This is a genomic window from Microbacterium sp. WCS2018Hpa-23 (assembly GCF_031843845.1).
In the GTDB taxonomy this organism is placed as follows: Bacteria; Actinomycetota; Actinomycetes; order Actinomycetales; family Microbacteriaceae; genus Microbacterium.
Window position 1 is genome coordinate 1 of record NZ_JAVTIZ010000002.1, and the last position, 25,653, is coordinate 25,653.

Sequence of the window (25,653 nt, forward strand, 5' to 3'; positions counted from 1 at the left end):
TGGTACTGCAGGGGGGACCCTGTGGGAGAGTAGGACACCGCCGGACTTCTTTTAAACAGAAAAGCCACCCAATGTTGGGTGGCTTTTCTGCGTTAACGTGCGTTTCCACGCAACCGCAACCGCAACCGCAACCGCATCCGAACGACGATGTGTATTCGTGATGGCTGCACACACCGCAGGCCGACCTTCACCTCAGCGTTTCAGGCGGGACTCGAGCACTGCGGCGGTCTCGATCACCGCACCTGCAAGAGTTGCCTCATCGAGCTCACCGCCCGCCCAGGTCACTGCGACCGCGGCGACCGGCCAACCGGCGTGATCGCGGACGACGGCGCCCACACTGCGCAGTCCATCGGCTACCTCGCTGTCCTCGGTCGCATAGCCGCGCTCCCTCACGATGCGCAGCAGCTCACGCAGCTCGCCCGGCTTTCGCGGACCGAGTCCCGTGCGATCCGGGAATGCGGACGCACTCGGATATAGCGCCCGCACCTGCTCTCGAGGCAGCGCCGCGAGCATGGCCCGCCCCGAGGCGGTCAGATGCGCGGGGAGGCGGACGCCGACATCCGTGACGAGAGCCTGCCTCCGCGGCGCGCGCTCCTCGACGATGTAGAGCACGTCGCCGCCGCTCATCACCGCGAGGTGCGTGCTCTCGCCAAGACGATCTGAAAGACCGGCGACGAGGGGCCGCCCGATCCGCGCGAGCGGCTGCTGCCGCGCATATCCGCCAGCGAGCTCGAAGGCCGAGGTGCCCAGACCCCAGCGCCGATCCTCTTTCATGTGCAGCACGAAGCCGTGCGCCGCGAGGGTGGTGAGCAGGTGGTAGACGGTCGACCGGGGCAGCTCGAGCTCGCGCGCGATCGCCGACGCAGCGACGGGTGCGGGTCGCCCCGCCAGATAGCTGAGGATCCGCAGGGTGTTCTGGGCCGCAGGCACCTGGGCGGCGGTCTCCGCATTGTCTGGGATCACAGACACAGGATCCCACGATCGCCTGTCGCGCGCGACCCGTCGGGTGTGGAATCGACACATGAGCGAACTGCCTTCCGTCTTCGTCGGCGATGCCCCCCTGAGCCACGCCGATGTCGTCGCGGTCGCCCGCCACGGCGCCATGGTCACCATCAGCCCCGAGGCCCTCGTCCGGGTGGCCGAGACCCGGCGGGTCATCGACGGACTCGCGGCCGACCCGCACCCGCATTACGGGGTGTCCACCGGTTTCGGCGCACTCGCCACGACCTTCATCGCGCCCGACCGCCGCCTGCAGCTGCAGGCGAGCCTCATCCGCTCGCACGCCGCCGGCACCGGCGCCGAGGTCGAGCGCGAGGTCGTTCGCGGTCTGCAGCTGCTTCGGCTGCAGACGCTCTCCTCGGGCCGCACGGGCGTCCGCCCCATCGTGGTCGAGACATACGCGGGGCTGCTCAACGCGGGGATCACCCCGGTCGTGCGCGAGTACGGCTCGCTCGGTTGCTCCGGCGACCTCGCCCCTCTTGCCCACATCGCACTCGCGACGATGGGAGAGGGCGAAGTCCGCGACGCCGAGGGCACGCTCATCCCGGCATCCGATGCTCTGGCCGCCGCCGGCATCGAACCCCTCACTCTCGTCGAGAAGGAGGGGCTCGCCCTCATCAACGGCACCGACGGGATGCTCGGGATGCTCGTTCTGGCGCTGCACGATCTCGAGACGCTGCTGCTCACCGCCGACATGGCGGCGGCGATGTCGGTCGAATCGCAGCTCGGCACGGATGCCGTGTTCGCGGCCGACCTCATGGCGCTCCGCCCCCAGGCAGGGCAAGCTGTATCCGCCGCCCACCTGCGGTCGTTCCTCGGCGACTCGCCGATCGTGCACAGCCACAAGGGCCCGGAGGACGGCCGTGTGCAAGACGCCTACTCACTGCGCTGCTCGCCGCAGGTGCACGGAACCGCGCGCGACACCATGAGCTACGCGGCGATGATCGCCGACCGTGAACTCGCGAGCGTGATCGACAACCCCGTGATCACCGTCGACGGCCGCATCGAGTCGAACGGCAACTTCCACGGAGCACCGGTCGCTGCTGTCCTCGACTTCCTCGCGATCTCGGTCGCCGATGTCGCCTCGATCTCGGAGCGTCGCACCGACCGCGCCCTCGACCCCGCGCGCAGTCACGGCTTGCCGCCTTTCCTCGCGGATGAGGTCGGTGTCGACTCGGGCCTGATGATCGCGCAGTACGCTGCGGCGGGGATCGTGTCGGAGCTCAAGCGCCTCGCCGTTCCGGCATCCGTCGACTCCATCCCGTCGTCGGCCATGCAGGAGGACCATGTGTCGATGGGGTGGTCGGCGGCTCGCAAGCTCTGCCGCGCGATCGACGGACTGGGCCGCGTGCTCGCGATCGAGATCCTCACCGGCGCCCGCGCCCTCGACCTGCGCGCGCCGTTGCAGGCGGGCCCTGCGACCGGCGCCGTGCGCGATCTCGTCCGCACCGTCGCGGCGGGTCCCGGACCCGACCGCTTCCTCTCACCAGACATGGAGGCCGTGACCGCACTCGTGCAGTCCGGCGCCGTCGCCCGCATCGCAAAGGAGCACGCGAATGACTGACACCACGACCCCCGAATCGACCACGGCCCCCGAATCCGCGACGCCCGGCGGATCCCGCACGGTCCGCGCTGCCCGCGGCAACCAGCGCACCGCCAAGAGCTGGGGTGCGGAAGCGGCCAAGCGGATGCTCATGAACAACCTCGATCCCGAGGTCGCCGAGCACCCCGAAGATCTCGTCGTGTACGGCGGCACCGGAAAGGCTGCTCGCAGCTGGGAGGCGTACGACGCGATCGTCCGCACCCTCGACGAGCTCGAGCCCGACGAGACCCTGCTCGTGCAGTCGGGAAAGCCCGTCGGCGTCTTCCGCACGCACGAGTGGGCACCCCGCGTGCTGATCGCCAACTCGAACCTCGTTGGCGATTGGGCGACCTGGCCCGAGTTCCGCAAGCTCGAAGAGCTCGGTCTGATCATGTACGGCCAGATGACCGCCGGGTCGTGGATCTACATCGGAACCCAGGGCATTCTGCAGGGCACCTATGAGACCTTCTCGGCCGTCGCCCGCTCGCTCGGCCGGGACTCGCTCAAGGGCACGCTGACCCTCACCGGCGGCGCCGGAGGCATGGGCGGTGCGCAGCCGCTCGCCGTCACCCTCAACGACGGGGCCGTGTTGATCGTCGATGTCGACGAGTCGCGCCTCGCGCGCCGGGTGCAGCACGGATACCTCGACGAGTACACGACCGACCTCGATGCGGCCGTCGCCAGGGTCGTCGCAGCCAAGCAGGCCGGCGAGGCGCTCTCGGTCGGCGTCGTCGGCAACGCGGCAGAGGTCTTCCCCGAGCTGCTGCGCCGGGGCGTGCCGATCGACATCGTCACCGACCAGACCAGCGCTCACGATCCGCTCGCCTACCTGCCGGTGGGCATCTCGGTGGCCGACTGGAAGGCTGAGGCCGAGCGGGATGCCGAGGCGTTCACCCGCCGCTCTCGCGAATCGATGGCACAGCACGTGGCGGCGATGGTCGCGTTCCAGGATGCCGGGGCCGCGGTCTTCGACTACGGCAACTCGATCCGGGCCGAGGCGAAGCTGGGCGGTTTCGACCGGGCGTTCGAGTTCCCCGGCTTCGTGCCTGCGTACATCCGCCCGCAGTTCGAAGAGGGCCGTGGGCCCTTCCGCTGGGCGGCTCTCTCGGGCGACCCCGAGGACATCTACAAGACCGATCGCGCGATCGCCGAGCTCTTCCCCGACGACAAGGCCCTGCACCGATGGCTCGAGAAGGCGGGCGAGAAAGTGCACTTCGAAGGGCTGCCCGCGCGTATCTGCTGGCTCGGATACAAGGAGCGCCACCTCGCCGGCCTCAAGTTCAACGAGATGGTGGCGTCCGGTGAGCTGTCGGCGCCGATCGTGATCGGCCGAGATCACCTCGACTCCGGATCCGTCGCGTCGCCCTACCGCGAGACCGAGGCCATGAAAGACGGATCGGACGCCATCGCCGACTGGCCGCTGCTGAACGCGCTGCTCAACACGGCATCCGGCGCCTCGTGGGTGTCTCTGCACCACGGCGGCGGAGTCGGCATCGGGCGTTCGATCCACGCCGGCCAGGTCAGCGTCGCGGACGGGTCGGCGCTGGCCGCCGAGAAGCTCGAACGCGTGCTGACCAACGACCCGGGCACCGGAGTCATGCGCCACGTCGACGCCGGATACGAGCACGCCCGCGACATCGCCCGCGAGCGCGGCCTGAAGGTGCCGATGCTGTGAGCACCTCACTGATCACAAACATCGGAGAGCTGACGACCAACGTCGGCTCACCGGACGGAGACTGCTTGGGCACGCTGCACGATGCGGCCGTGCTGATCGACGGCGGGCGGATCGCCTGGGTCGGCTTCGCTGCCGATGCACCGGATGCTGCGCGGGAAGCCGACGACATCATCGACGCCGGTGGTCGCGCGGTCATTCCCGGGTTCGTCGACAGCCACAGCCACCTCGTGTTCGGTGGAGACCGTGCCGCCGAATTCGAGGCGCGGATGGCGGGGCAGAAGTACGCCGCGGGTGGCATCCGCTCGACCGTCGCCGCGACGCGAGCGGCGAGCGACGATGAACTGCGCGAGCGCCTGCGCGGCTTCATGCGCGAGCTGCTCGCGCAGGGCACGACGACGGTCGAGATCAAGAGCGGATACGGGCTCAGCGTCACGGATGAAGAGCGGCTCGTGACACTTGCCGCCGAGGTCACGCCGGAGGTCACGTTCCTCGGGGCGCACGTCGTTCCGGCCGAATACGCCGACCGTGCCGACGAGTACGTCGATCTGGTGACGGGTCCAATGCTCGACGCCTGTGCCCCACATTCGAGATGGATCGACGTGTTCTGCGAGACCGGCGCCTTCTCGGTTGAGCAGTCGCGGCGCGTGCTCGAGGCCGGCGTCGCGAAGGGCCTCATGCCCCGAGTACACGCGAGCCAGCTGGGGCCGGGCGACGGGGTGCGCCTCGCCGTCGAGCTCGGCGCCGCCTCCATCGATCACGGCACCTACTTGACCGACGACGACATCGAGGCGCTGGCCGTCTCGGACACGGTGCTCACGCTGCTGCCGGGCGTCGAGTTCTCGACCAGGCAGCCGTATCCCGACGCGCGACGACTGATCGATGCAGGTGTCACGGTGGCACTCGCCTGCGACACGAACCCTGGTTCGAGTTTCACGTCCTCCATACCGTTCTGCATCGCGATCGCGGTGCGCGACATGGGCATGACCCCCGCCGAGGCCGTGTGGGCGGCGACCGCCGGAGGAGCGCGGGCGCTGCGACGCGACGACGTCGGCGTGATCGCGGTGGGAGCGCGCGCAGACCTCGTGCTGTTGAGCGCACCCACGCGCATCCATCTCGCGTATCGACCGGGAGTGCCGCTCGTCGATCAGGTGTGGAAGGACGGCGTCGCGGTCGCGGTCCTCGCGGCGCCCGCGACCATTTCAGGAACGGAGAACCATGGCTCTCTCGCACGATGACCTCTGGCCGCGCGCCGGTTCCTGGCCTGCCTTCGCCGCGGGAGACGACGCGGATGCCGTGCTGGTCGGCGTCCCCACCTGGCGCACCTCGCTGTCGCCGACCGGCGCGCATGCGACGCCCTCGGCGATCCGGGAGGCGCTGACCCGCTACAGCGCGACGCTCATGGGGCCGCCGGTCGTCGATCTCGGCGAGGCGCTGCGCGTGCTCGACGCCGGGGATGTGGCCGAGCCCGACGGCGAGGCCGGCATCGCGGCGAGCGTCGCGCGCGTGCATGAGCTCGCCGAATCCGTGCGTCTCGTGATCGCGCTCGGAGGCGACAACGCGCTGACCTACCCGGTCGCGCGAGGGGCTGGTGCCACCGGGCTGATCACGATCGATGCGCACTTCGACCTGCGCGACGGTGTCTCGAACGGGTCGCCTGTGCGGCGATTGATCGAGGATGCCCCGGACGGCGAGCGGATCGACCCGACACGGATCGTCCAGATCGGAATCGCGGACTTCGCGAACTCCGCCGCCTACGCTACGCGCGCCGCGGAGTGGGGCATCCGGGTGATCACGCTCGACGAGGTCAGGCGCCGGGGCATCGACGACGTCGTCGCCGAGGCGACGAGCATCGCGGGAGCCGGCGCCGCCGCTCGCATCCATCTCGATGTCGACGTCGACGCCGCCGATCGGGCCGCAGCGCCCGGGTGCCCGGCGAGCGTTCCCGGCGGTTTCGCGGCGTGGGAGCTGCGCATGCTCGTCCGCTCGATCGTCACGGATCCGCGCGTCGTCAGTGCGGACATCGCCGAGGTCGACGCGACCGCCGACACCGACGACATGCGCACCGTCAGGCTCGCGGCGCTCTGCGTGCTCGAGATGCTCGCGGGCCTCACTACCCGCTGATCTCGCGGCGCGCAGACCGCGGCTGCTGGTCGCGCAGCCTCCACGACGCTCTGCGCCGTCGCGACTCCATCACCATGAAGGTCAGGAGACCGGCCAGGCCCAGGAGATCGACGACTCTACGATGGAGCCATGGATGCTCTGGACACCCTCGCTCTCGTCGGCGAGGTGCTGTCATGGGTCGGGTTGGGGCTCGGGTTGCCGCTGCTCCTGCTGGCCATGCTGATCCGCGCGATCGAAGGACCGTGGCGCAGCATCGAGATCGCGATCGTCGAGCGCGACGGCTTTGTGTTCGCCCGCTGGTTCGCCGCAGGCGACTTTCACGAGAGGCCGTTGCGGCGTGACGAGTTCGCGACCCCGGATGAGGGCTGGGCCGCGGGAGTCGTCAGTGCGAACGATCCCGCGCGCGCTCGTGTGGGGGATCCGCCGCATCTGCGCCGGGTCATCATGACGTTGGGGAGCGTCTTCGTCGGCGTGGGCGCGATCGGCCTCGTCGGATCCTTGCTGCCCCTGTTCCTCTGACCGGAGCGTCAGGTCGGGCGAACGTTCCCGCTCGCGGGCGGGTGCCGTCTCGTCGACGCTCGGGTCCTACTTCCGGTCGGGTCGAATGGCGCCGGTTCCCCCGCGCATGGCTCCTGTTCGTCGAGGCCGTCGAGACCGCTGGCCTGCGATGGTGTCGACGCCGATCGCGCGGATGCTCGCTGCGGCAAGTAGCCCCACGGGTGGGATGAGGTTGAGGCTCAGCCCTGGTTGCAGCACAGTCGCGACGATCAGCAGGATTGTCGCGACGACCCCCAGAATCCACGAGAGGGGCCCCGTCGGCACAAGGCTGAGCAGTCCCGCCGCGATGCCGAGCACGCTGACGACGGCCGCAGGGCCGACCGCCTCCAGCCAGTACTCGGCGCCCGTCATCGGTGCGTACTGATCCTGAACCTGCGTCGTCGACCCGTACCAGGTCAGCCCGAGGACCCACGCGGTGGACACTGCTGCGAGGATCACGAGCGTCGGACGCGCCTGTCGAGAGGGGCGGACGAGCAGGGCGATGACGCAGCCGGAGAGCACGACAGCGAGCCACCCCATACCGAGGATGCCTGCGATGCCGAGGTATCCGATCCCGTCGCTGCAGATCCAGGTGCCCGCTCCCTCGGAGCCCGGCGGCTGCATCCCGCAGTTGTGGTGCAACTGTTCCCGCACGAGATCCAGGGCGGAGCCGGCGAGGACGAAGGCGATGATGCCGCTGACCGCCACGGAGAGCGTTGCGACTATTCGCTGCCACGAGCCCCCGCCAGCGTGCCTGCGATGTGAAGCGGTGGATGCGTCGTCGGCGGCCATAGGTGAGGACCCTAGCAACTGCACCTGGATCGGGAGCATCCGTCCGACGGGTGTCGCCCGATCAGACCCCGGGGATCAGCAGATGGGCGATCGTGAAGATCGCGAGGCCCGCGAGGGCGCCGACGAACGTGCCGTTCAGGCGGATGTACTGCAGGTCGCGGCCGACCATGAGCTCGATCTTCTCGGTCGTCTCGACCGGATCCCAGCGCTCGACGGTGTCGGTGATGATCGATGCGATGTCGTGGCGGTAGCGGTCGACGAGGAACACGGCGGCATCCGACACCCACGTGTCGACGCGGTGCTGCAGCGCGGCATCCGTCGTCAGTCGCTCGCCGATCTCCTGCAGAGCCTGAGCCGCGCGCACCCGCAGCCCGCTCTCGGGGTCGGCGAGGGCGGCGAGCAGTCCGTTCTTGGCCGTGTTCCAAGCCTCGGCCGCGAGGGCGCCGACCCGTGGGCTGTCGAACAGCGACGACTTCGCGTTCTCGAGCTTCGCCCTGGTCTCCGGGTCGTTCTGCAGGCTGTCGGCGAGGCGGGCGAGGTACCCGTCGACGGCGATGCGGGCCGGATGCTTCGGATCGGCCTGCACGGCGCGCACGAACTTGACGGCCTCGTTGTAGGCGGTGTCGTCGACGAAGCGGTGCGCGAGCTTCGGCACCCACCCCGGCAGCCTTCGCGAGATGAGCCCCGAGAACGACTCGGCGTTGGCGTCCAGCCACCGGGCGATGCTGTCGGCGGCGAGGTCGACGGCTCCGTGGTGGGCATCCGCCTCGACGATCTTCTCGAGCCAGGCTCCAGCAGGCGGACCCCATTCGGGCGAGACGAGGTGCTCGCGGGCGAGGTCGGTGATGAGGTCGCGCACGTCGTCGTCGCTCAGGGCGTTGAGCACGGCGGTCGCGATCGTCGCGCCCTCCGCGCCCACGCGCTCGGCGTGGGTCGGCTCACGCAGCCACTCGCCGGCCCGCTTCGCGATCGCGGTGCTGGCGAGCTTGGTGCGCACGACGCTCGCCTCGAGGAAGTTCGTCTCGACGAACTCACCCAGCGTGCGGCCGATCTCGTCCTTGCGGTTCGGGATGATCGCGGTGTGCGGAATCGGCAGACCCAACGGCCTGCGGAAGAGCGCCGTCACGGCGAACCAGTCGGCGAGAGCGCCGACCATGCCGCCCTCGGCGGCGGCACGCACGTAGCCCAGCCACGGCTGCCGCTCCTGGAACGCGAACGCGATGACGAACGCGATCGCCATGAAGATCAGGGCTCCGAGAGCCACCGCCTTCATCCGTCGGAGAGCGCGAAGTCGTACCTGGTCTGCGGGCGACAGGAGCGCCATCGGGGTTCGCGGCATGACGTCATCCTTTCACGGGGAGTTCTCACTCGGGTCGGCCTGCGCCGCCGAGTCCGCCGTCCTTTCGAGAGCCTGCGCTTGTGTAGTACTCTCACTACATTCCGAAGTGAGGTGCATCGTGTTCACCATGACCGCTCGAGAGTTCAATCAATCCGTCGCACGCGCGCAGCGCGTCGCCGAGGACCAGCCCGTGATGATCACGAAGCGGGGCGAGCCCGCCTACGTGCTGCTCTCGATCGAGGAATACACCCGGCTCGCCCCGAATCGACCCCGATCGATTCTCGAGTTCCTTGCGATGCCGGCGGATGACCTCGCGGGGGACGACGGCGAGTTCGACCGCATCATCGACCAGATCGTCGCAGACCGGAAGAACGATTTCGGTCGTCCTCCGATCGAGTTCTGACTGATGTACTTGATCGACACGAACACGTTCTCCGAAGCGAGGCGCGGAACCGGGCTCGGCGTCGCCGCGCTGACGTGGATGGAGAGCGGGGCGCCGGAGGCGCTCCATATGAGCGTCATCACGGACTACGAGCTCGAAGTCGGTGTGCTCGGACTTCAGCGACGGGATCCGCGTCAGGCGGGCGCGCTCCGGCGGTGGCTGGACGCGCTCCGCCTCGGGCTCGGCTCTCGCATCCTTCCGATCTCTCCGCAGATCGCGCGCACGTGCGCCGCTCTCAACGTTCCGGATCGTCGTCCGTGGGCCGACTCGCTCATCGCGGCCACCGCGCTGCACCACGGACTGACGCTCGTCACCCGAAACGAGAAGGACTTCGACATCCCGGGACTCGCCGTCCTCAACCCGTTCTCGGGCTGACCGAGGCAGGATCCGAGTACCCTCGAAGCGTGATCGAAGACATCAAGAAGCGCGCCCTGCACCGCACCAGCATCCTCGAAGGTCAGATGCGCGGCGTCGCGCGGATGATCGAGAACGAGGAGTACTGCATGGACATCATCACGCAGTCCCGCGCGATCCAGCGCTCACTGGAGTCGTTGAACCGCCTGCTGCTCGAGAATCATCTGCGCACGCACGTGACGCACATGTTCGACGAGGGCGGGGAGGAGCGCGACAAGGCTGTCGCCGAGCTGCTCAAGGCGTTCGACTTCGACCGCAAGTAGGGCAGGTCCCGTCGCGCTCTTCTTGTTTAACCGCAGACGCCGCTCTTCAGAACCACGTGGGCGCCGAGATTGTCAACCTTGACCCATTTTCCTGTGAGGCCGATTCGGTTAGTGGTGCCGAGCTGAACCGCTCCTTTGCCCGCGGGGCGAAATGCCCTGGCGCAGTACCCGGCTGGCACATAGAACGCGTCCCAATCAGTTCCGGCCGTCGAGAATGATCCTCGTCCGACATATGCGGTGGACCCAGTCACTGTCGACCCGTTCCAGTCAGTACCTACTCTGATGCTCGCTGTTGAGGCGCTGCTGTTATACACCCAGCCGCAGATCACTCCGGCCGTGCAGCCTGCGGCCTGCGCTTCGGAAGCGGTTCCAACGAGTGTGCCGCCGCTGAGGGCGAGTACAGCACCGATGGCGACCACAGCTCGACCAACGCGTCGGCTGAGTCTTCCCGACAAGGCTTTGGTTCTCATTGAGTAAGACATCGTTTCTCCGTTCTCAACGGTTGACGCCGTCGTCAACACGCGATCAGTATGCCCCTGCCTGAGTCTCAGCCGTCAGCACTATGCCGAATTGGATGCTGAGATACCGCGGACTCGGAGCAGCACCCGATGTCAGTTCGCTGCTGCCTCGTCCGCGACGGCGAGAGCCTCGTCGAGTACAGCGAGACCGCGCACGAGCTCGTCTTCGGTGATCACGAGCGGCGGCGCCACGTGCATGCGGTTGAAGTGCGTGAACGGCCAGACGCCGGCTTTCTTCGCAGCGGCGGCGAAGGCGGCGACCGGCGCAGCATCCGCTCCGCTCGCGTTGAACGGCACGAGCGGCTCGCGCGTCTCTTTATCGCGCACGAGCTCGACCGCCCAGAACAGGCCGCGGCCGCGCACCTCGCCGACGCTCGGGTGGGTGTCGACCCAGCGGCGCAGCGTCGGCTCGACGATGCGCTCGCCCAGGTCGCGCACGCGCTCGAGGATGCCGTCGCGGCGGAACACCTCGAAGGTCGCGACACCCGCCGCGCACGCGAGCGGGTGGCCCGAATACGTCAGTCCGCCGGCGAAGGGCGTGGTGGCGAACGCCTTCGCGATGCGCTCCGAGATCACGACGCCGCCGAGCGGCACGTAGCCCGAGTTCACGCCCTTGGCGAAGGTGATGAGGTCCGGGCGGCCGTCGTAGGCGTCGATGCCGAACCACTCGCCGAGACGGCCGAAGCCGACCATGACCTCGTCGGCGATGTAGACGATGCCGTAGCGGTCGCACAGCTCGCGGACGCCCGGCAGGTAGCCGGGCGGCGGCACGAGCACGCCGTTCGTGCCGACCACGGTCTCGATGATGATCGCTGCGATGGTCTGCGGGCCCTCGAGCTGGATCGTCTGCTCGAGGTGGGCGAGTGCGCGCTCGGACTCCTGCTCGGGAGTCTCGGCGTGGAACGGCGAGCGATAGAGGTAGGGGCCGAAGAACCGCACGGCGCCCGAGTCCGGTGAGCCGTTCGCCCACCGGCGGGGGTCGCCCGTCAGCGAGATCGCGGTCGAGGTCGACCCGTGGTAGCTCCGGTACATCGAGAGCACCTTGTGGCGACCCGTCGACTGACGCGCCATGCGTACCGCGTACTCGTTGGCCTCGGCGCCGCCGTTCGTGAAGAAGACCTTCTCGAAGCCCTCGGGCGCGACCTCGACGATGAGTCGGGCGAGCTCGCCCCGCACGTCGTTGGCCATCGCGGGCTGGATCGTCGACAGACGCCCGGCCTGCTGCTGGATCGCTGCGACCAGATCGGGATGCTGGTGCCCGAGGTTCAGATTCACCAGCTGGCTCGAGAAGTCGAGGTAGGCGTTGCCGGCGTAGTCCCAGAACGTCGAGCCCTCTCCCGCGGCGACGGGGAGCGGATCGATCAGGCCCTGGGCGCTCCAGGAGTGGAAGACGTGGCCGCGGTCGTCCGCGCGCACCTGCGCCTCGGCCTCGGGGGCAGGCAGCGGGTGCGATGCGCCATGGCGGTCGGTGAAGTTCGTCATGTCTCGTGTCTCTCTCTGAGCGTTCAGTGGTTGCTCGGGAAGCCCAGGTCGATCTGCGAGGGCGTGTGGTCGGGCCAACGAGTGGTGACCACCTTGGACCGAGTGTAGAAGTGCACCGACTCGGGGCCGTAGATGTGCGAGTCGCCGAACAGCGAGTCCTTCCAACCGCCGAAAGAGTAGGCGCCGATCGGCACGGGGATCGGCACGTTCACGCCGACCATGCCGACCTCGATGTCGAACTCGTACTGGCGGGCGGTGCCGCCGTCGCGCGTGAAGATCGCCGTGCCGTTGCCGTAGGCGTTCGCGTTGACGAGCTCGACGGCCTCGGAGTAGGTCTCGACGCGCACGACCGAGAGCACCGGACCGAAGATCTCGTCGTCGTACACCTTCATGCCGGGGGCGACCTGGTCGATCAGGCTGACTCCGATGAAGAAGCCCTCCGAGTCGAACTGCGTCGTCGTGCCGTCGACCACGACCGTCGCACCCTCGTCGGCGGCTCCCTTTACGTACGAGGCGACGCGATCGCGGTGCTCGCGGGTGATGAGCGGACCCATCTCGCTCGCGGCATCCGTGCCCGCGCCGATCGTGAGGCCGCCGATGCGCGAGGCGATGGCGGCCACCAGGTCGTCGGCGATGTCGCCCACTGCGACGAGCACCGAGACCGCCATGCAGCGCTCACCGGCCGAGCCGTAGGCGGCCGAGATCGCGGCGTCGGCAGCGGCGTCGATGTCGGCATCCGGCATCACGACCATGTGGTTCTTCGCTCCACCGAGAGCCTGGACGCGCTTGCCCGCGTTCGCGGCGCGCTGGTAGATCGAGCGGGCGATGGGGGTCGAGCCGACGAAGCTGATCGCGTTCACACGCGGCGATTCGAGCAGAGCGTCGACGGCCTCCTTGTCGCCGTGCACGACGTTGAGCACGCCGTCGGGAAGGCCCGCCTCCTGGAAGAGCTTCGCGATCCAGACGGCCGCCGACGGGTCCTTCTCGCTCGGCTTGAGCACGACCGTGTTGCCGCACGCGATCGCCGAGGCGACCATCCAGAGCGGCACCATCACGGGGAAGTTGAACGGCGTGATCGCGGCGACGACACCGACGGGCTGCTTGACCGAGTGCACGTCGACCCCGCGCGAGACCTGTTCGCTGCGCTCGCCCTTGAGCAGGTGCACGAGGCCGGCGGCGAACTCGACGTTCTCGATGCCGCGCGAGACCTCGCCCGCGGCATCCGAGAGCATCTTGCCGTGCTCCGAGGTGACGATCGCGGCGAGCTCGGGCGTGCGCTCCTTGAGCAGCTGGCGCAGACGGAAGAACACGTCGGCGCGCTTGATGAGACTCGTCTCGCGCCAGGCGGGCAGAGCGGATGCCGCGGCGGCGATCGCCTCGTCGACCTCGGCCGTCGAGGCGAAAGCGACCTGCTTCGTCACCTCGCCGGTGGCGGGGTCGAAGACCTGGCCCGTGCGTGCCGCGTCGGCGGTCTCTGCTCCATTGATGATGTGACGGACGATGTCCACGGGGCTCCCTCGCAGTGCGTAATCCGCATCGAACACTCTGACCGGGGTTCGATACGCTGGCTTCCTCCCATGATCACAGAGCACAAGGAGCATCTGCGGTGTCAGAACGTAGTGAGATCGGCGGCAATCGGACAGATCGTCCGACGGGCGCCGTCTTCCTGACGGTGGCTGATGTGCTCGCCGAGGCTGCGGTACAGCAGGGTGAACCCGACGTGCTCGTCGGCGGTGCGGCGCTCGATGCCGCGGTGCGCTGGGTGCACGTCTCCGACAGCGTAGGCGTCGCGCGACTGCTCGACGGCGGTGAGCTGCTGCTGACCACAGGCGCCGGGTGGCCTGTGGGCGACGCCGAGCTGAGGGACTTCGCGTCGAGCCTGCATCGGGCGGGCATCGCCGGCATCGTGTTCGAGCTGAAGACCGCTCGGCAAGCGGTGCCGCAACCGGTCGTCGACGTCTGCGCCACGGAGGGGCTGGCCCTCATTGCCCTCACGCACGAGGTCAAGTTCGTCGCCGTGACCGAGGCCGTGCACCATGCGCTGATCGCCGCGCAGACGCAGGCGCTGCGCGAGCGGCAGCACCTGCACGAGCTCTTCACCGCGCTGAGCCTGCAGGGGGCGCCCGCCGACGTCGTGGTCTCCGAGACCGCTCGAGCGCTCGGAGCCCCGGTCGTGCTCGAGAACCTCGCGCACGAGGTGATCGCGACCGAGGGGCTCGAGATGCCGATCGCCGAGGTGCTCGAGAATCGCAATGCTGCCGAGACGGTGCCGGTGCAGGCGCGCGGGGTGCGCTGGGGCACTCTCCTCGCACTCCCGGGCCCGGCACACCCCGCCGGTCGCGTGACGGTGCTCGAACAGGGAGCGACGGCCCTCGCGTTCGGATGCATCGCCGACGGCGGCGACGCCGAATGGTCGCTGCTCGCTCAGCGCGGGGTGATCGACGACCTGCTCGGCGCGCGGTTCGCGAAGGCCGAGGACATCGACGCTCGGCTGCGCGCTGGCGGGTTCGCGCTCCACGGCCGCCACTGCCACGGGATCGTGGCACGGGGCAGCGGCTCGATCAGCGAGCTCGCCTACCGTGCGCGACAGGCGGGGTTCGCGGTGATGGCCGCCCGCGTCGACGGCGACGACGTGGCGCTGCTGTCGGTGCCTGCATCCGCCGGCCTGCCCGACAAGATGCTGCTGCGCATCGCCGGTCCCGACCGGGCTGTCTTCGTGGGGCCTGCCGCCGACGACGTGATCGGTCTGCTCGGCTCACTGCGCGCGGCGCGGGATCTGGCCGACAGCGATCGCGCTGAGCGCGGCGCCCGAGTGCGCCGCGTCGATGATCGCCCGCTTGAGCGGCTCGTCGCCACGTTGCGGGACGACCACAGACTGCACGAGCACAGCGAACGGATGCTGGCACCACTCATCCGCCACGATCAGGAGCGCCGCGGTGACCTGCTCGACGTGCTCGCAGCCCTCGTCGCGCACCCGGGCAATCGTTCGGCCGCGGCGGCCGCGAGCCACCTGTCGAGGTCGGTCTTCTATCAGCGCCTCACGCTGATCGGCGACCTGCTGGGGGCCGATCTCGACGACGGCGAGACGATCGCGGCGCTCCACCTCGCACTCCTCGCGAGGCGGCGCACCGCGGCATCCGGCTGAGACGATCCGGCTGGGTCAGAGCACCGACTGGGCGTCGGAGAGGACGCTTCGCAGGATCTGCCCGATCTCGCGGAACTCGGCAGGGCCCACCGTGAGCGGCGGCGCGAGCTGGATCACGGGGTCGCCGCGGTCGTCCGCCCGGCAGTAGAGCCCGGCTTCGAACAGCGCGGGGGAGAGGAAGCCGCGCAGCAGCCGCTCGGACTCGTCGTCGTCGAACGTCTCGCGCGTCGCCTTGTCCTTCACGAGCTCGATGCCGAAGAAATAGCCGTCGCCGCGCACGTCTCCGACGATGGGCAGGTCGAGCAGCGTCTCGAGTTCGGCGCGGAACAGCGGCGAGTTCTCGCGCACGTGCTCGTTGAGGCCTTCCTCGTCGAAGATCGCGAGGTTCTCGAGTGCGACCGCCGCTGAGACAGGGTGGCCGCCGAACGTGTAGCCGTGCGGGAACGACACGTCGCCCTGTGAGAAGGGCTCGTAGATCCGGTCGCTGATGACGGTGGCGCCGATCGGCGAGTAGCCGCTCGTCATGCCCTTGGCACACGTGATCATGTCGGGCACGTAGCCGAGTCCTGTGCACGCGAACGTATGGCCGAGCCGACCGAACGCGCAGATGACCTCGTCGGAGACCAGCAGCACGTCGTGGCGGTCGCAGATCTCACGCACGCGGGCGAAGTAGCCGGGAGGGGGCGGGAAGCATCCGCCCGAGTTCTGCACCGGCTCGAGGAAGACGGCGGCGACCGTGTCGGCTCCCTCGAACAGGATCATCTCTTCGATGCGGTCTGCGGCCCAGCGTCCGAAGGCCTCGAGTTCGTCGCTCGGGCCGCCCATCTCGGCCGCGCGGTAGAAGTTGGTGTTCGGCACCCGGAAGCCGCCCGGGGTGACCGGCTCGAACATCGACTTCATCGCGGGGATGCCGGTGATCGCGAGGGCGCCCTGCGGGGTGCCGTGATAGGCGACCGATCGCGAGATCACCTTGTGCTTGGTGGGCTTGCCCATCAGCTTCCAGTAGTGCTTTGCGAGCTTGAACGCGGTCTCGACGGCCTCACCGCCACCGGTCGAGAAGAAGACGCGGTTGAGGTCGCCGGGGGCCTCGTCGGCCAGCCGGTCGGCGAGCTCGATCGCCGCGGGGTGCGCGTACGACCAGAGCGGGAAGAAGGAGAGCTCGGATGCCTGCTTCGCCGCGGCCTCGGCGAGGCGGCGGCGGCCGTGCCCGGCGTTCACGACGAACAGGCCGGCGAGCCCATCGAAGTACTCCTTGCCCTTCGAATCCCAGATCCGGTGACCGTCGCCCTTGACGATGATCGGCACACCGCTCTTCTCCATCGTGGACTGACGGGTGAAGTGCATCCACAGATGGTCTTTGGCCATCGCCTGGAGTTCGGCCTCGGACGGAGTCGTGCGGTGCGTGCTCATCTGGTCCCCCAGTTGTAGAGCTGCTTCTGCAGCTTGGCGTAGATGAAGGTCTCGGTCGACAGCACCCCGTCGATCGGGCGGATGCGGTCGTTGATCAGGGCGAGCAGGTCTTCGTCGTCTTCGCAGACGACCTCGGCGAGGATGTCGAAGGATCCGACCGTGATCACGACGTAGTCGATCGCGGGGACCTCGGCGATGGCCTCGGCGACGACCCGGGTGTCGCCGGAGACACGGATGCCGATCATCGCCTGCCGGGGGAAGCCCAACTGCATCGGATCGGTGACCGCGACGATCTGCATGACGCCGGACTCGGTGAGGCGCTGGACCCGCTGCCGGACGGCGGCCTCGCTCAGGCCGACCTCTCGTCCGATGTCGGAGTACGAGCGTCGCCCGTCCTCCTGGAGCAGCTCGATGATCGTCTTCGCGACGTCATCCAACGGGGGGTGCTTCTTCGACGGCGTCATGATGCGATCCTCGCACCGGAACGACCATCCTTCAACCGATTCCGCAGGATCGGCGTGGCGTCAGGCGCGAAACCGCAGAATACTGCCCCTTAGGAGTCGAGTGGCCCGAGCCACGCGCTCGCCGCGGTCGCGTGCGCCGACTCGGGGTCGGAGGGGTGGAACGCGCCAGCGAGCACGTCGCGGTAGAGCCGCGAGAGCTCGTTCGACGAGAAGTACGAGCCGCCGCCCGCGACGAGCATCGCCTGGTCGACGACGTGCTTCGACATGGTGATCGCGCGATGCTTGACGCCCGACAGCAGAGTGAACCAGCGGGCGCCGTTGTCGACCCGTTCGTCGACGTCTCGGGCCAGCGCGGCGATCTGCGGAGGAAGGGCGTCGTATGCGAGCCCCATGTCGGCGATGCGCCAGCGGATGTCGGGGTCCTGGCTGTAGGCGGCGCCCGTCTTCTTCGAGCGGCGCTTCTGCGCGGTGAGCACCGCCAGGTCGAGCGCACGGCGCGCGATGCCCGTGTACACCGAGGCGAGCAGGATCTCGAAGACCGAGAAGATCCCGAAGACGATGGGGTCGGGGTTGGGGCCCGGGTCGATGCGGCGCACCACGTGCTCGGCATCCGCGGTGGCTCCGTCGAGTCGGGTGGTGCGGCTCTGGGTGCCCCGCATGCCGAGGGTGTCCCAGTCGTCGCCCGTGACGACCGCATCTGTGCGCTCGACGAACGCGAAGATGAGCTTCGGGGCGTCTGCGCTCGTGGTGTCGAGTCCGTGCAGACCGAGCTTCGTCCACACGGGCGCGAGCGAGGTGAAGATCTTCGTGCCGGTGAACGCGTAGCCGCCGTCGGCGGTGGGCGCGGCATCGGTGTCGCTGCCGAACAGCACGAGGTCGTTGCCGCCCTCGCTGATGCCGAATGCGAAGACCTCGCCGGCGACCGCGCCGTCCTGCACGAACTCGAGGCCCGGGACGCCGCGGTCGGAGAAGACCTTGGCGACGCCCGTCCAGACGAGGTGCATGTTGATCGCGAGGGCCGTCGCGGGGGCCGCCGTCGCGAGGCGCTGCTGCAGGATCGCCGCCTCGGCGAGGCTCAGACCCGCGCCGCCGCGCTCGGCCGGCACGAGGATCGAGAGGTAGCCCGCATCCCGCAGCTCGTCGAGATCCTGCTCGGGGAAGGTGTTGTCGCGGTCGTGGATCGGCGCCCGGTCGCGGATGCGGTCGAGAAGGTCGTCCGGGAGGAAGGCGATCGGATCGAACGTGCTCATGCGAGTGCCTCTTCCAGCTGTCGGATGGTCTCCTCCGGCTTGTCGCGATGCAGCGAGTGCCCCGATCCCGCGACCACCGACATCGTGATGAGCGGGTTCGATGCGAGCACGCCGGCCGCGACGTCACCGGTGAAGATGCTGTAGACCGCGGGGTCGGAGGCGATCACATGCGTGGGGACGGTCAGCCGCGCGGCATCCGCCGTGACGTCCCAGGGAGTGTTCTGCCGGCTCGTCTGCTCGACCGCCCAGGCGCTCGTGCGGTGCACCGCGTCGACCTTGAGCTCCCAATCCTGCGGATGCCAGTGCGGATGCTCCTGCTGAACCAGCTCGACCCTGTTGTCGGCGAACGCGCGCTCCTGGCTCTTGCGCACGATCGTGGCGTCGCGGCCGCCGACGCGGATCGCGGGGTCGAGGAGCACCAGCCGGCGAGTCCACTCGGGGGCGGATGCCGCGGCCGCCGTGCTGGCGGCGCCGCCGAGAGAGTGGCCGACCACGGCATCCCACGGTCCGCCGCCGTCGGGCAGCGTGGAGGCGAGGTCGGCGCCGTAGGCTGCGACCGAGTAGTCGAGAGCGCGCGGCGCATCGCCGTGGCCCCGCAGATCGATCGCGGTCGCGTGCCAGCCCAGATCGGCCAGAGCGGTGCCGAGGCGCCACATGAGTGCGCCGGACGAGCCGAGTCCGTGCACGAGGAGGACGCGGCGATCAGACGCCGGGTGTCCCCAGGAGATGCGAGGCAGCGAGAGCGGTGCGGGCATGCAGCAAGCCTACGACCGGGTCGCGCGGGGCAGCCCGGTCACGGTCACGCGAGGTCAGATCAGCGGAGGCAGATCGCCGTGCGTCGTGAGCACCAGGGTGGCGGCGGCGTGCCCTGCAGAGAGGCGCTCTGCGAGCTCGGCGCCGGCGAGGGTCGCGGCGAGGAAGCCCGCGGCGAACGCGTCGCCGGCGCCGACCGGTTCGACGACGTCGACCCGGGGAGCCGGCACGAACACCGGCTCGTCGTCGCCGTGGAACGCGGTCGCACCGACATCGCCGTCCTTGACGATCAGCAGCCCGCAGTGCGGCAGGTGCGCGCGGATCTCGGCGGGCGTTGCAGTGCCCCAGACGCGCTCGGCCTCATCGCGGCCGACGAACGCGATGTCGGCGGCATCCGCCAGTCTGGCCAGCGTCTCGGCGGCGTCCTGCATGGTCCACAGCGCGCGGCGGTCGTTGACGTCGAACGAGACGAGCGCGCCGGCCGCGCGGGCGTCAACGAAGAGCTGGTCGACCATCGCTCGGCACGACGCCGAGAGTGCGGGGGTGATGCCGGTGGTGTGGACGATCCTGACGCCCGCGAGCTGTGCGGCGTCGAGGAACCCCGGACCCATCAGCGAGGCCGCCGATCCGCGGCGGTAGTAGTAGACGGACGAGGACTCGACGCCCGGGTCTTTGAACATGACGCCGGTGGGAGCATCCGCATCGGTCGTCACCCAGAGGTCGACACCCCGGCGCGCGAGCTCGGTGGAGATGCGGATGCCGATCGGGTCGTCGCCGAGACGAGAGGCCCATGCCGCCGTGTGCCCCGCCGCCACGAGCCCGACGGCGACGTTGCCCTCTGCCCCCGCCAACCCGAGCGCTGCCGTCTCGGTCTCGGCGAGCGGTGCGCCGAGCGCCGTGACGAGTCCCATGGACTCGCCCACGCAGATGACCTCGGGGGCGGCGGATGCGGGGGAGGAGGCAGAGCTCATGAAGGGGTGACCGCCAGGGGTTCGGTGTCGGGGTGGGGGCTCGCGTCGCGGTGACGCAGATCGGGGAACGAGCGGACGAACACGATCGAGACGACGAGTCCGGCCGCCGCGAACAGGGTCGCTGCGAGGTAGGCGCCACGCGGATCCGTCGCATCGACGAGGAAGCCGGCCACGGCGGATCCGGCGGCCGCGCCGATGAGTTGCCCGGTGCCCGCCCAGCCGAACGCCTCGGCCGTCTCGCTGAACTTGACGCTCGCGGTCGTGATGGCGAACAGCACGGCGAGCGCCGGGGCGATGCCGATGCCGGCGACGATCAGGGTGCCGCCGAGCCAGAACTCGTTGAGGGAGAACATCGTGAGGGCGAGGCCGACCGTGACGATCGTGAGGCGGCGGGCCATCGCCCAGGGCCCGATGGGGATGTGTCCGAACGAGAGGCCTCCAGCGAGGCTGCCGACGGCGAACACCGCGAGCACGAGGCCGGCCGCCAGGCTGCCGTGCTCGAACGTCGCGACGACGCCGACCTCGACGGCCGAGCATGCGCCGATGAGCAGGAATCCGATGACGGTGGCGAGCAGCACCGGTGGCTTGAGCACGACCTTGCCGAGCGCGCTGCGGCTGCGCGGGATGCGTACCCGGCCGACTTCGGGGGAGAGGATGAACCACGCTCCGCCGCCGACGAGCACCGCGGCGACGAGGAGCAGTCCCTCTGCGGTACCCACCTGCGTCGACACGAGCGTGATCACGACAGGCGCCAGCACCCAGATGATCTCCTGCAGAGAGGCGTCGAGCGAGAAGAGAGGAGTGAGCTGTTTGGAGTTCACGAGCTTCGGATAGATGGTGCGCACCGCAGCCTGCACCGGCGGAGTCGAGAGCCCGGCGATCATGCCGAGGATCATGTAGCCGGGAACGTTCAGGGGGAGGAACGCGAGACCCAGCACCGCGACCACGCACACGCTGAGGGTGAGGGTGAGCACGCGGCGCATGCCCCAGGCGCCCATCCATCGGCTCGTGATCGGGCCGGCGACGGCCTGTCCGACGCTGGTCGCTGCGAGCACGAGCCCGGCCGATCCATAGGAGCCTGTCTGCTGCTCCACATGAAGCAGGATGGCGAGCGAACTCATGCCGTTGGGGAATCGAGCGGTCAGCTGTGCCGCGATCATGCGCGCCACTCCGGGCGTGCGAAGAAGGTCCCGATATCCCGCCACGGGTCAACGCTACCGGGAGCCGGCGGCGGCCGTCGAAGCGGCTCCTCGGCGACACGCCGCGACACGCCCAAACGGACTTTCCACAGAAAATCCGATGTCGGAGGCCGGTCGTATCGTGCCACCTGTGGATGGATCTCTCACAGGTCGTTCCCAGCCGCGATTTCTCGCGGTTCGGAGGTGCCTCCGAGGGGCCTGAGCCTGTGGAAGAAACGGTGGAGAACCTGTGTTGTACCAGTGGAGAGCGGTGGAAAACTACACGTATGTAACTACTACCCCTAGTGGTCACCCTGAATGTCCGTACCTATATGTAGTATTGAGATCCCGGTGAGGGTCTACCGGAAAACAGCCTGATTCAGATGCAGGCCAGAGATTTGAGGGGAAGCGAAAAGATGTCGATCACGGTCTACACGAAGCCGTCCTGCGTTCAGTGCAACGCCACCTACCGCGCGCTCGACGCCAAGGGCATCGAGTACGAAATCCTCGACCTGTCGGAAGACGCAACCGCGCTCGAGCAGGTCAAGGCGCTGGGCTACATGCAGGCGCCGGTCGTCGTCACCGACGAGGGCCACTGGTCGGGCTTCCGCCCCGACAAGATCGACGAGCTCGCCTCGCGTCTGGCGTAATGAGCCATGAGCGCCGTCGCGACCGCCGCGCCGCTCCTGGTCTACTTCTCGAGCGCCTCGGGTAACACCGCGCGCTTCGTCGAGAAGCTCGGGCTCCCGGCCCGACGCATTCCCCTTCTCCGACAGCAGGAAGAACTCGTCATCGACGAGCCCTTCGTGCTGGTCACTCCCACCTATGGCGGGGGTGAGGGGCGCGGCGTCGAACGAGGCGCGGTGCCCAAGCAGGTCATCCGGTTCCTCAACGACGAGCGCAACCGGCAACACATCCGCGGAGTCATCTCTGCGGGCAACACCAACTTCGGCGACTCGTTCTGTCTCGCCGGTGACATCATCAGCCGCAAGTGCAACGTGCCTCACTTGTATCGGCTCGAGATCTTCGGCACACAAGACGATGTTGATCGCGTGAGCGACGGATTGGAGCGACGGTGGGTACCGCAGTTGACGAGCAGGCAGGAACCGACTCAGTGACAGACACGGTGGCGTTCAAGATGAACCCGACCTATGAGGGCCTGGACTACCACGCCCTCAACGCGATGCTGAACCTGTACGACGCGAACGGCAAGATCCAGTTCGACGCCGACAAGCGGGCGGCACGCGAGTACTTCCTGCAGCACGTCAACCAGAACACGGTGTTCTTCCACTCGCTCAAGGAGCGCCTCGACTACCTCGTCGAGAAGGAGTACTACGAGCCGGCCGTGATCGAGCAGTATTCGCTCGAGTTCATCCAGGAGCTCAACGACCTCGCGTACGGCAAGAAGTTCCGCTTCGAGACCTTCCTCGGCGCCTTCAAGTACTACACGAGCTACACGCTCAAGACGTTCGACGGCAAGCGCTACCTCGAGCGCTTCGAGGACCGCGTCGTGATGACGGCTCTCGGCCTCGCCGGTGGCGACGAGAAGCTCGCGGTCGCCCTGGTCGAGGAGATCATCTCCGGCCGCTTCCAGCCCGCGACGCCGACCTTCCTCAACTCGGGCAAGGCCCAGCGCGGCGAGCTCGTCAGCTGCTTCCTGCTGCGCATCGAAGACAACATGGAGTCGATCGCCCGCGGCATCAACTCCGCTCTCCAGCTCTCCAAGCGCGGCGGCGGCGTGGCGCTGCTGCTCTCGAACATCCGCGAGGCCGGTGCGCCGATCAAGCAGATCGAGAACCAGTCCTCGGGCATCATCCCCGTGATGAAGCTCCTCGAAGACAGCTTCAGCTACGCCAACCAGCTCGGAGCCCGTCAGGGTGCAGGCGCCGTGTACCTCAACGCGCACCACCCCGACATCATGCGCTTCCTCGACACCAAGCGTGAGAACGCCGACGAGAAAATCCGCATCAAGACGCTCTCGCTCGGCGTCGTCGTGCCCGACATCACGTTCGAGCTCGCGAAGAACGGCGAGGACATGTACCTCTTCTCGCCGTACGACGTCGAGAAGGTCTACGGCGTTCCCTTCGGCGACATCTCGGTCACCGAGAAGTACCGCGAGATGGTCGACAACCCACGCATCAAGAAGACCAAGATCAACGCGCGCGAGTTCTTCCAGACCATCGCCGAGATCCAGTTCGAGTCGGGCTACCCGTACATCATGTTCGAGGACACGGTGAACAAGGCCAACCCGATCAAGGGCCGCATCAACATGTCCAACCTCTGCAGCGAGATCCTGCAGGTGAACACGCCGACCACGTACAACGACGACCTGTCGTACGACCAGATCGGCAAGGACATCTCCTGCAACCTCGGCTCGATGAACATCGCGCTGTCGATGGATGCCGATGACCTGGGTCAGACCGTCGAGACCGCCATCCGTGCGCTGAGCGCGGTCAGCGACCAGAGCCACATCCGCTCGGTCCGCTCGATCGAAGACGGAAACGACCGCTCGCACGCCATCGGCCTCGGCCAGATGAACCTGCACGGCTTCCTCGCTCGCGAGCACGTGCACTACGGCTCCGAAGAGGGCATCGACTTCACGAACATCTACTTCTACACGGTGCTGTTCCACGCGCTGCGCGCCTCGAACAACATCGCGATCGAGCGCAAGCAGGCCTTCGACGGCTTCGAGGACTCGACGTACGCGTCGGGGGAGTTCTTCGACAAGTACATCGAGCGCGCCTGGGAGCCCGAGACCGAGAAGGTCAAGGAGCTCTTCGCGGGCAAGCACATCCCGACGCAGGCCGACTGGGTGGCGCTGAAGTCGTCGATCCAGGAGCACGGCATCTACAACCAGAACCTGCAGGCGGTGCCGCCGACCGGCTCGATCTCGTACATCAACAACTCGACGTCGTCGATCCACCCGATCGCGTCGAAGATCGAGATCCGCAAGGAAGGCAAGCTCGGCCGCGTCTACTACCCGGCACCGTTCATGACGAACGACAACCTGGAGTACTACCAGGACGCATACGAGATCGGCTACGAGAAGGTCATCGACACGTACGCTGCCGCCACCCAGCACGTCGATCAAGGCCTGTCGCTGACGCTGTTCTTCAAGGACACCGCCACGACGCGTGACATCAACAAGGCGCAGATCTACGCATGGCGCAAGGGCATCAAGACGATCTACTACATCCGTCTGCGTCAGATGGCACTGGAGGGCACCGACATGGCCGAGTGCGTCTCCTGCATGCTCTGATCCCGTCACTGAACACGAGAAACGACGAAGACATGACTCCTCACCCCCCGATCAAGCTGGTTGCCGAGGTTCAGGCGATCAACTGGAACCGCATCATCGACGACAAGGACCTCGAGGTCTGGAACCGTCTGGTGAACAACTTCTGGCTGCCCGAGAAGGTGCCGCTGTCGAACGACATCCAGTCGTGGAACACGCTGACGCCCGAAGAGCAGCTGCTCACGATGCGCGTCTTCACCGGTCTGACGCTGCTCGACACGATCCAGGGCACGGTCGGCGCCGTCTCGCTGATCCCGGATGCGATCACCCCTCACGAAGAGGCGGTGTACACCAACATCGCGTTCATGGAGTCGGTGCACGCGAAGAGCTACTCCTCGATCTTCTCGACGCTCGCGTCGACGAAGGAGATCGACGAGGCGTTCCGCTGGTCGACCGAGAATCCGAACCTTCAGAAGAAGGCTCAGATCATCATGGATTACTACCAGGGCGACGACCCGCTCAAGCGCAAGATCGCCTCGACGCTGCTCGAGTCTTTCCTGTTCTACTCGGGCTTCTACCTGCCGATCTACTGGTCGTCGAAGGCGAAGCTGACGAACACGGCCGACCTCATCCGCCTCATCATCCGTGACGAGGCCGTGCACGGGTACTACATCGGCTACAAATTCCAGAAGGGTCTCGAGAAGGAGACCGAAGAGCGTCGCCAGGAGCTGAAGGACTACACCTTCAACCTGCTGTTCGAGCTCTACGACAACGAGGTGCAGTACACGCAGGACCTCTACGACGGCGTCGGCCTGACCGAAGACGTCAAGAAGTTCCTGCACTACAACGCCAACAAGGCGCTGATGAACCTCGGCTACGAAGCGATGTTCCCCTCGACCGTCACGAACGTGAACCCGGCGATCCTGTCAGCGCTCTCGCCGAACGCCGACGAGAACCACGACTTCTTCTCGGGGTCGGGCTCCTCCTACGTCATCGGCAAGGCCGAGGCGACGGAAGACGACGACTGGGACTTCTGAGTCTCGCTGAACGACACGAAGGGGGCGGATGCTGCGGCATCCGCCC

The 25,653-nt window shown here is 67.9% G+C and carries 24 protein-coding genes; 13 read left to right on the forward strand and 11 right to left on the reverse strand.

What is annotated here, in order from left to right:
* Positions 1 to 192: 192 nt before the first annotated feature.
* Complete coding sequence (locus RQG77_RS03530) at positions 193 to 969, reverse strand: IclR family transcriptional regulator (RefSeq protein ID WP_396653384.1); 777 nt, start codon at positions 967 to 969, stop codon at positions 193 to 195.
* A gap of 52 nt (positions 970 to 1,021) precedes the next feature.
* Between RQG77_RS03530 and hutH the strand changes: the two genes are divergently transcribed.
* The 5 genes from hutH to RQG77_RS03555 all read left to right on the forward strand — a co-directional run bounded on the left by hutH (position 1,022) and on the right by RQG77_RS03555 (position 6,896).
* Positions 1,022 to 2,563 (forward strand): histidine ammonia-lyase, encoded by a 1,542-nt coding sequence (gene hutH / locus RQG77_RS03535; RefSeq protein ID WP_311243473.1) that lies wholly within the window; start codon positions 1,022 to 1,024, stop codon positions 2,561 to 2,563.
* The gene (gene hutU, locus RQG77_RS03540; protein ID WP_311243474.1) at positions 2,556 to 4,256 is read left to right on the forward strand and encodes a urocanate hydratase; all 1,701 of its coding nucleotides are present in this window, start codon (positions 2,556 to 2,558) and stop codon (positions 4,254 to 4,256) included. The genes hutH and hutU overlap by 8 nt, the downstream gene beginning before the upstream one ends.
* On the forward strand, positions 4,253 to 5,491 hold the full coding sequence (gene hutI, locus RQG77_RS03545; RefSeq protein ID WP_311243475.1) for an imidazolonepropionase: 1,239 nt from the start codon (positions 4,253 to 4,255) through the stop codon (positions 5,489 to 5,491). The genes hutU and hutI overlap by 4 nt, the downstream gene beginning before the upstream one ends.
* The gene (locus RQG77_RS03550) at positions 5,472 to 6,377 is read left to right on the forward strand and encodes an arginase family protein (protein ID WP_311243476.1); all 906 of its coding nucleotides are present in this window, start codon (positions 5,472 to 5,474) and stop codon (positions 6,375 to 6,377) included. The genes hutI and RQG77_RS03550 overlap by 20 nt, the downstream gene beginning before the upstream one ends.
* A gap of 129 nt (positions 6,378 to 6,506) precedes the next feature.
* Positions 6,507 to 6,896: a hypothetical protein gene (locus tag RQG77_RS03555; RefSeq protein WP_311243477.1), complete on the forward strand. Its 390-nt coding sequence runs from the start codon at positions 6,507 to 6,509 to the stop codon at positions 6,894 to 6,896.
* 66 nt (positions 6,897 to 6,962) lie between these two features.
* Here RQG77_RS03555 and RQG77_RS03560 read toward each other — a convergent pair whose 3' ends face one another.
* Together RQG77_RS03560 and RQG77_RS03565 are read right to left on the reverse strand one after the other, a co-directional pair.
* Positions 6,963 to 7,622, reverse strand: a complete 660-nt coding sequence (locus RQG77_RS03560; protein WP_311243478.1) for a hypothetical protein — start codon at positions 7,620 to 7,622, stop codon at positions 6,963 to 6,965.
* Positions 7,623 to 7,767: 145 nt separating this feature from the next.
* Positions 7,768 to 9,045 carry a DUF445 family protein gene (locus RQG77_RS03565; protein WP_311243479.1) on the reverse strand — a complete coding sequence of 426 codons (1,278 nt, stop codon included), beginning with the start codon at positions 9,043 to 9,045 and terminating at the stop codon, positions 7,768 to 7,770.
* 127 nt (positions 9,046 to 9,172) lie between these two features.
* Between RQG77_RS03565 and RQG77_RS03570 the strand changes: the two genes are divergently transcribed.
* From RQG77_RS03570 to RQG77_RS03580, 3 genes are read left to right on the forward strand one after another with little or no spacing between them, the layout of a single operon-like run.
* Entirely contained in the window at positions 9,173 to 9,448 is a 276-nt protein-coding gene (locus tag RQG77_RS03570; RefSeq protein WP_311243480.1) for a type II toxin-antitoxin system prevent-host-death family antitoxin, read from the forward strand.
* A gap of 3 nt (positions 9,449 to 9,451) precedes the next feature.
* Positions 9,452 to 9,862 (forward strand): type II toxin-antitoxin system VapC family toxin, encoded by a 411-nt coding sequence (locus tag RQG77_RS03575; RefSeq protein WP_311243481.1) that lies wholly within the window; start codon positions 9,452 to 9,454, stop codon positions 9,860 to 9,862.
* 29 nt (positions 9,863 to 9,891) lie between these two features.
* Complete coding sequence (locus RQG77_RS03580; RefSeq protein ID WP_056517673.1) at positions 9,892 to 10,164, forward strand: metal-sensitive transcriptional regulator; 273 nt, start codon at positions 9,892 to 9,894, stop codon at positions 10,162 to 10,164.
* Positions 10,165 to 10,775: 611 nt separating this feature from the next.
* On the opposite strand, the gene RQG77_RS03585 is transcribed toward RQG77_RS03580, so the two are convergent.
* A complete protein-coding gene (locus tag RQG77_RS03585) occupies positions 10,776 to 12,164 on the reverse strand; it encodes an aspartate aminotransferase family protein (protein WP_311243482.1) in 1,389 nt (462 codons plus the stop codon).
* A 23-nt stretch (positions 12,165 to 12,187) separates the two neighbouring features.
* The gene (locus tag RQG77_RS03590; RefSeq protein WP_311243483.1) at positions 12,188 to 13,672 is read right to left on the reverse strand and encodes a CoA-acylating methylmalonate-semialdehyde dehydrogenase; all 1,485 of its coding nucleotides are present in this window, start codon (positions 13,670 to 13,672) and stop codon (positions 12,188 to 12,190) included.
* A 98-nt stretch (positions 13,673 to 13,770) separates the two neighbouring features.
* Between RQG77_RS03590 and RQG77_RS03595 the strand changes: the two genes are divergently transcribed.
* Positions 13,771 to 15,309, forward strand: a complete 1,539-nt coding sequence (locus RQG77_RS03595; RefSeq protein ID WP_311243484.1) for a PucR family transcriptional regulator ligand-binding domain-containing protein — start codon at positions 13,771 to 13,773, stop codon at positions 15,307 to 15,309.
* A gap of 15 nt (positions 15,310 to 15,324) precedes the next feature.
* Here the strand turns inward: RQG77_RS03595 and RQG77_RS03600 are convergent, their stop codons facing one another.
* The 6 genes from RQG77_RS03600 to RQG77_RS03625 form a co-directional block, all read right to left on the reverse strand.
* Positions 15,325 to 16,719 (reverse strand): aspartate aminotransferase family protein, encoded by a 1,395-nt coding sequence (locus tag RQG77_RS03600; RefSeq protein WP_311243485.1) that lies wholly within the window; start codon positions 16,717 to 16,719, stop codon positions 15,325 to 15,327.
* Complete coding sequence (locus RQG77_RS03605; RefSeq protein ID WP_311243486.1) at positions 16,716 to 17,183, reverse strand: Lrp/AsnC family transcriptional regulator; 468 nt, start codon at positions 17,181 to 17,183, stop codon at positions 16,716 to 16,718. Before RQG77_RS03605 ends, RQG77_RS03600 begins: the two co-directional genes overlap by 4 nt.
* An 89-nt stretch (positions 17,184 to 17,272) precedes the next feature.
* Entirely contained in the window at positions 17,273 to 18,433 is a 1,161-nt protein-coding gene (locus tag RQG77_RS03610; RefSeq protein WP_311243487.1) for an acyl-CoA dehydrogenase family protein, read from the reverse strand.
* A complete protein-coding gene (locus tag RQG77_RS03615) occupies positions 18,430 to 19,188 on the reverse strand; it encodes an alpha/beta hydrolase (protein ID WP_311243488.1) in 759 nt (252 codons plus the stop codon). Before RQG77_RS03615 ends, RQG77_RS03610 begins: the two co-directional genes overlap by 4 nt.
* 54 nt (positions 19,189 to 19,242) lie before the next feature.
* On the reverse strand, positions 19,243 to 20,157 hold the full coding sequence (locus RQG77_RS03620) for a sugar kinase (RefSeq protein WP_311243489.1): 915 nt from the start codon (positions 20,155 to 20,157) through the stop codon (positions 19,243 to 19,245).
* A complete protein-coding gene (locus RQG77_RS03625) occupies positions 20,154 to 21,362 on the reverse strand; it encodes an MFS transporter (RefSeq protein WP_311243490.1) in 1,209 nt (402 codons plus the stop codon). Before RQG77_RS03625 ends, RQG77_RS03620 begins: the two co-directional genes overlap by 4 nt.
* Before the next feature lie 389 nt (positions 21,363 to 21,751).
* Here RQG77_RS03625 and nrdH point away from each other — a divergent pair, with 389 nt between their 5' ends.
* From nrdH to nrdF, 4 genes are read left to right on the forward strand one after another with little or no spacing between them, the layout of a single operon-like run.
* On the forward strand, positions 21,752 to 21,985 hold the full coding sequence (gene nrdH, locus RQG77_RS03630) for a glutaredoxin-like protein NrdH (protein ID WP_042537838.1): 234 nt from the start codon (positions 21,752 to 21,754) through the stop codon (positions 21,983 to 21,985).
* A 6-nt stretch (positions 21,986 to 21,991) separates the two neighbouring features.
* Positions 21,992 to 22,453, forward strand: coding sequence for a class Ib ribonucleoside-diphosphate reductase assembly flavoprotein NrdI (nrdI, locus tag RQG77_RS03635; RefSeq protein ID WP_056517635.1), 462 nt, complete (start codon positions 21,992 to 21,994; stop codon positions 22,451 to 22,453).
* 20 nt (positions 22,454 to 22,473) lie between these two features.
* Positions 22,474 to 24,594, forward strand: a complete 2,121-nt coding sequence (gene nrdE / locus RQG77_RS03640) for a class 1b ribonucleoside-diphosphate reductase subunit alpha (RefSeq protein ID WP_311243806.1) — start codon at positions 22,474 to 22,476, stop codon at positions 24,592 to 24,594.
* Positions 24,595 to 24,626: 32 nt separating this feature from the next.
* Positions 24,627 to 25,607 carry a class 1b ribonucleoside-diphosphate reductase subunit beta gene (gene nrdF / locus RQG77_RS03645; protein WP_311243491.1) on the forward strand — a complete coding sequence of 327 codons (981 nt, stop codon included), beginning with the start codon at positions 24,627 to 24,629 and terminating at the stop codon, positions 25,605 to 25,607.
* Positions 25,608 to 25,653 lie beyond the last annotated feature (46 nt).

Excerpts from the sequence above, each read along its gene's own strand:
- hutH (WP_311243473.1), top strand. The coding sequence starts at position 1,022 with ATGAGCGAACTGCCTTCCGTCTTCGTCGGCGATGCCCCCCTGAGCCAC.
- hutU (WP_311243474.1), top strand. The coding sequence starts at position 2,556 with ATGACTGACACCACGACCCCCGAATCGACCACGGCCCCCGAATCCGCG.
- RQG77_RS03550 (WP_311243476.1), top strand. The coding sequence starts at position 5,472 with ATGGCTCTCTCGCACGATGACCTCTGGCCGCGCGCCGGTTCCTGGCCT.
- RQG77_RS03555 (WP_311243477.1), top strand. The coding sequence starts at position 6,507 with ATGGATGCTCTGGACACCCTCGCTCTCGTCGGCGAGGTGCTGTCATGG.
- RQG77_RS03565 (WP_311243479.1), bottom strand. The coding sequence starts at position 9,045 with ATGCCGCGAACCCCGATGGCGCTCCTGTCGCCCGCAGACCAGGTACGA.
- RQG77_RS03570 (WP_311243480.1), top strand. The coding sequence starts at position 9,173 with ATGACCGCTCGAGAGTTCAATCAATCCGTCGCACGCGCGCAGCGCGTC.
- RQG77_RS03575 (WP_311243481.1), top strand. The coding sequence starts at position 9,452 with ATGTACTTGATCGACACGAACACGTTCTCCGAAGCGAGGCGCGGAACC.
- RQG77_RS03585 (WP_311243482.1), bottom strand. The coding sequence starts at position 12,164 with ATGACGAACTTCACCGACCGCCATGGCGCATCGCACCCGCTGCCTGCC.
- RQG77_RS03600 (WP_311243485.1), bottom strand. The coding sequence starts at position 16,719 with ATGAGCACGCACCGCACGACTCCGTCCGAGGCCGAACTCCAGGCGATG.
- RQG77_RS03605 (WP_311243486.1), bottom strand. The coding sequence starts at position 17,183 with ATGACGCCGTCGAAGAAGCACCCCCCGTTGGATGACGTCGCGAAGACG.
- RQG77_RS03610 (WP_311243487.1), bottom strand. The coding sequence starts at position 18,433 with ATGAGCACGTTCGATCCGATCGCCTTCCTCCCGGACGACCTTCTCGAC.
- RQG77_RS03615 (WP_311243488.1), bottom strand. The coding sequence starts at position 19,188 with ATGCCCGCACCGCTCTCGCTGCCTCGCATCTCCTGGGGACACCCGGCG.
- RQG77_RS03620 (WP_311243489.1), bottom strand. The coding sequence starts at position 20,157 with ATGAGCTCTGCCTCCTCCCCCGCATCCGCCGCCCCCGAGGTCATCTGC.
- nrdH (WP_042537838.1), top strand. The coding sequence starts at position 21,752 with ATGTCGATCACGGTCTACACGAAGCCGTCCTGCGTTCAGTGCAACGCC.
- nrdI (WP_056517635.1), top strand. The coding sequence starts at position 21,992 with ATGAGCGCCGTCGCGACCGCCGCGCCGCTCCTGGTCTACTTCTCGAGC.
- nrdE (WP_311243806.1), top strand. The coding sequence starts at position 22,474 with ATGAACCCGACCTATGAGGGCCTGGACTACCACGCCCTCAACGCGATG.
- nrdF (WP_311243491.1), top strand. The coding sequence starts at position 24,627 with ATGACTCCTCACCCCCCGATCAAGCTGGTTGCCGAGGTTCAGGCGATC.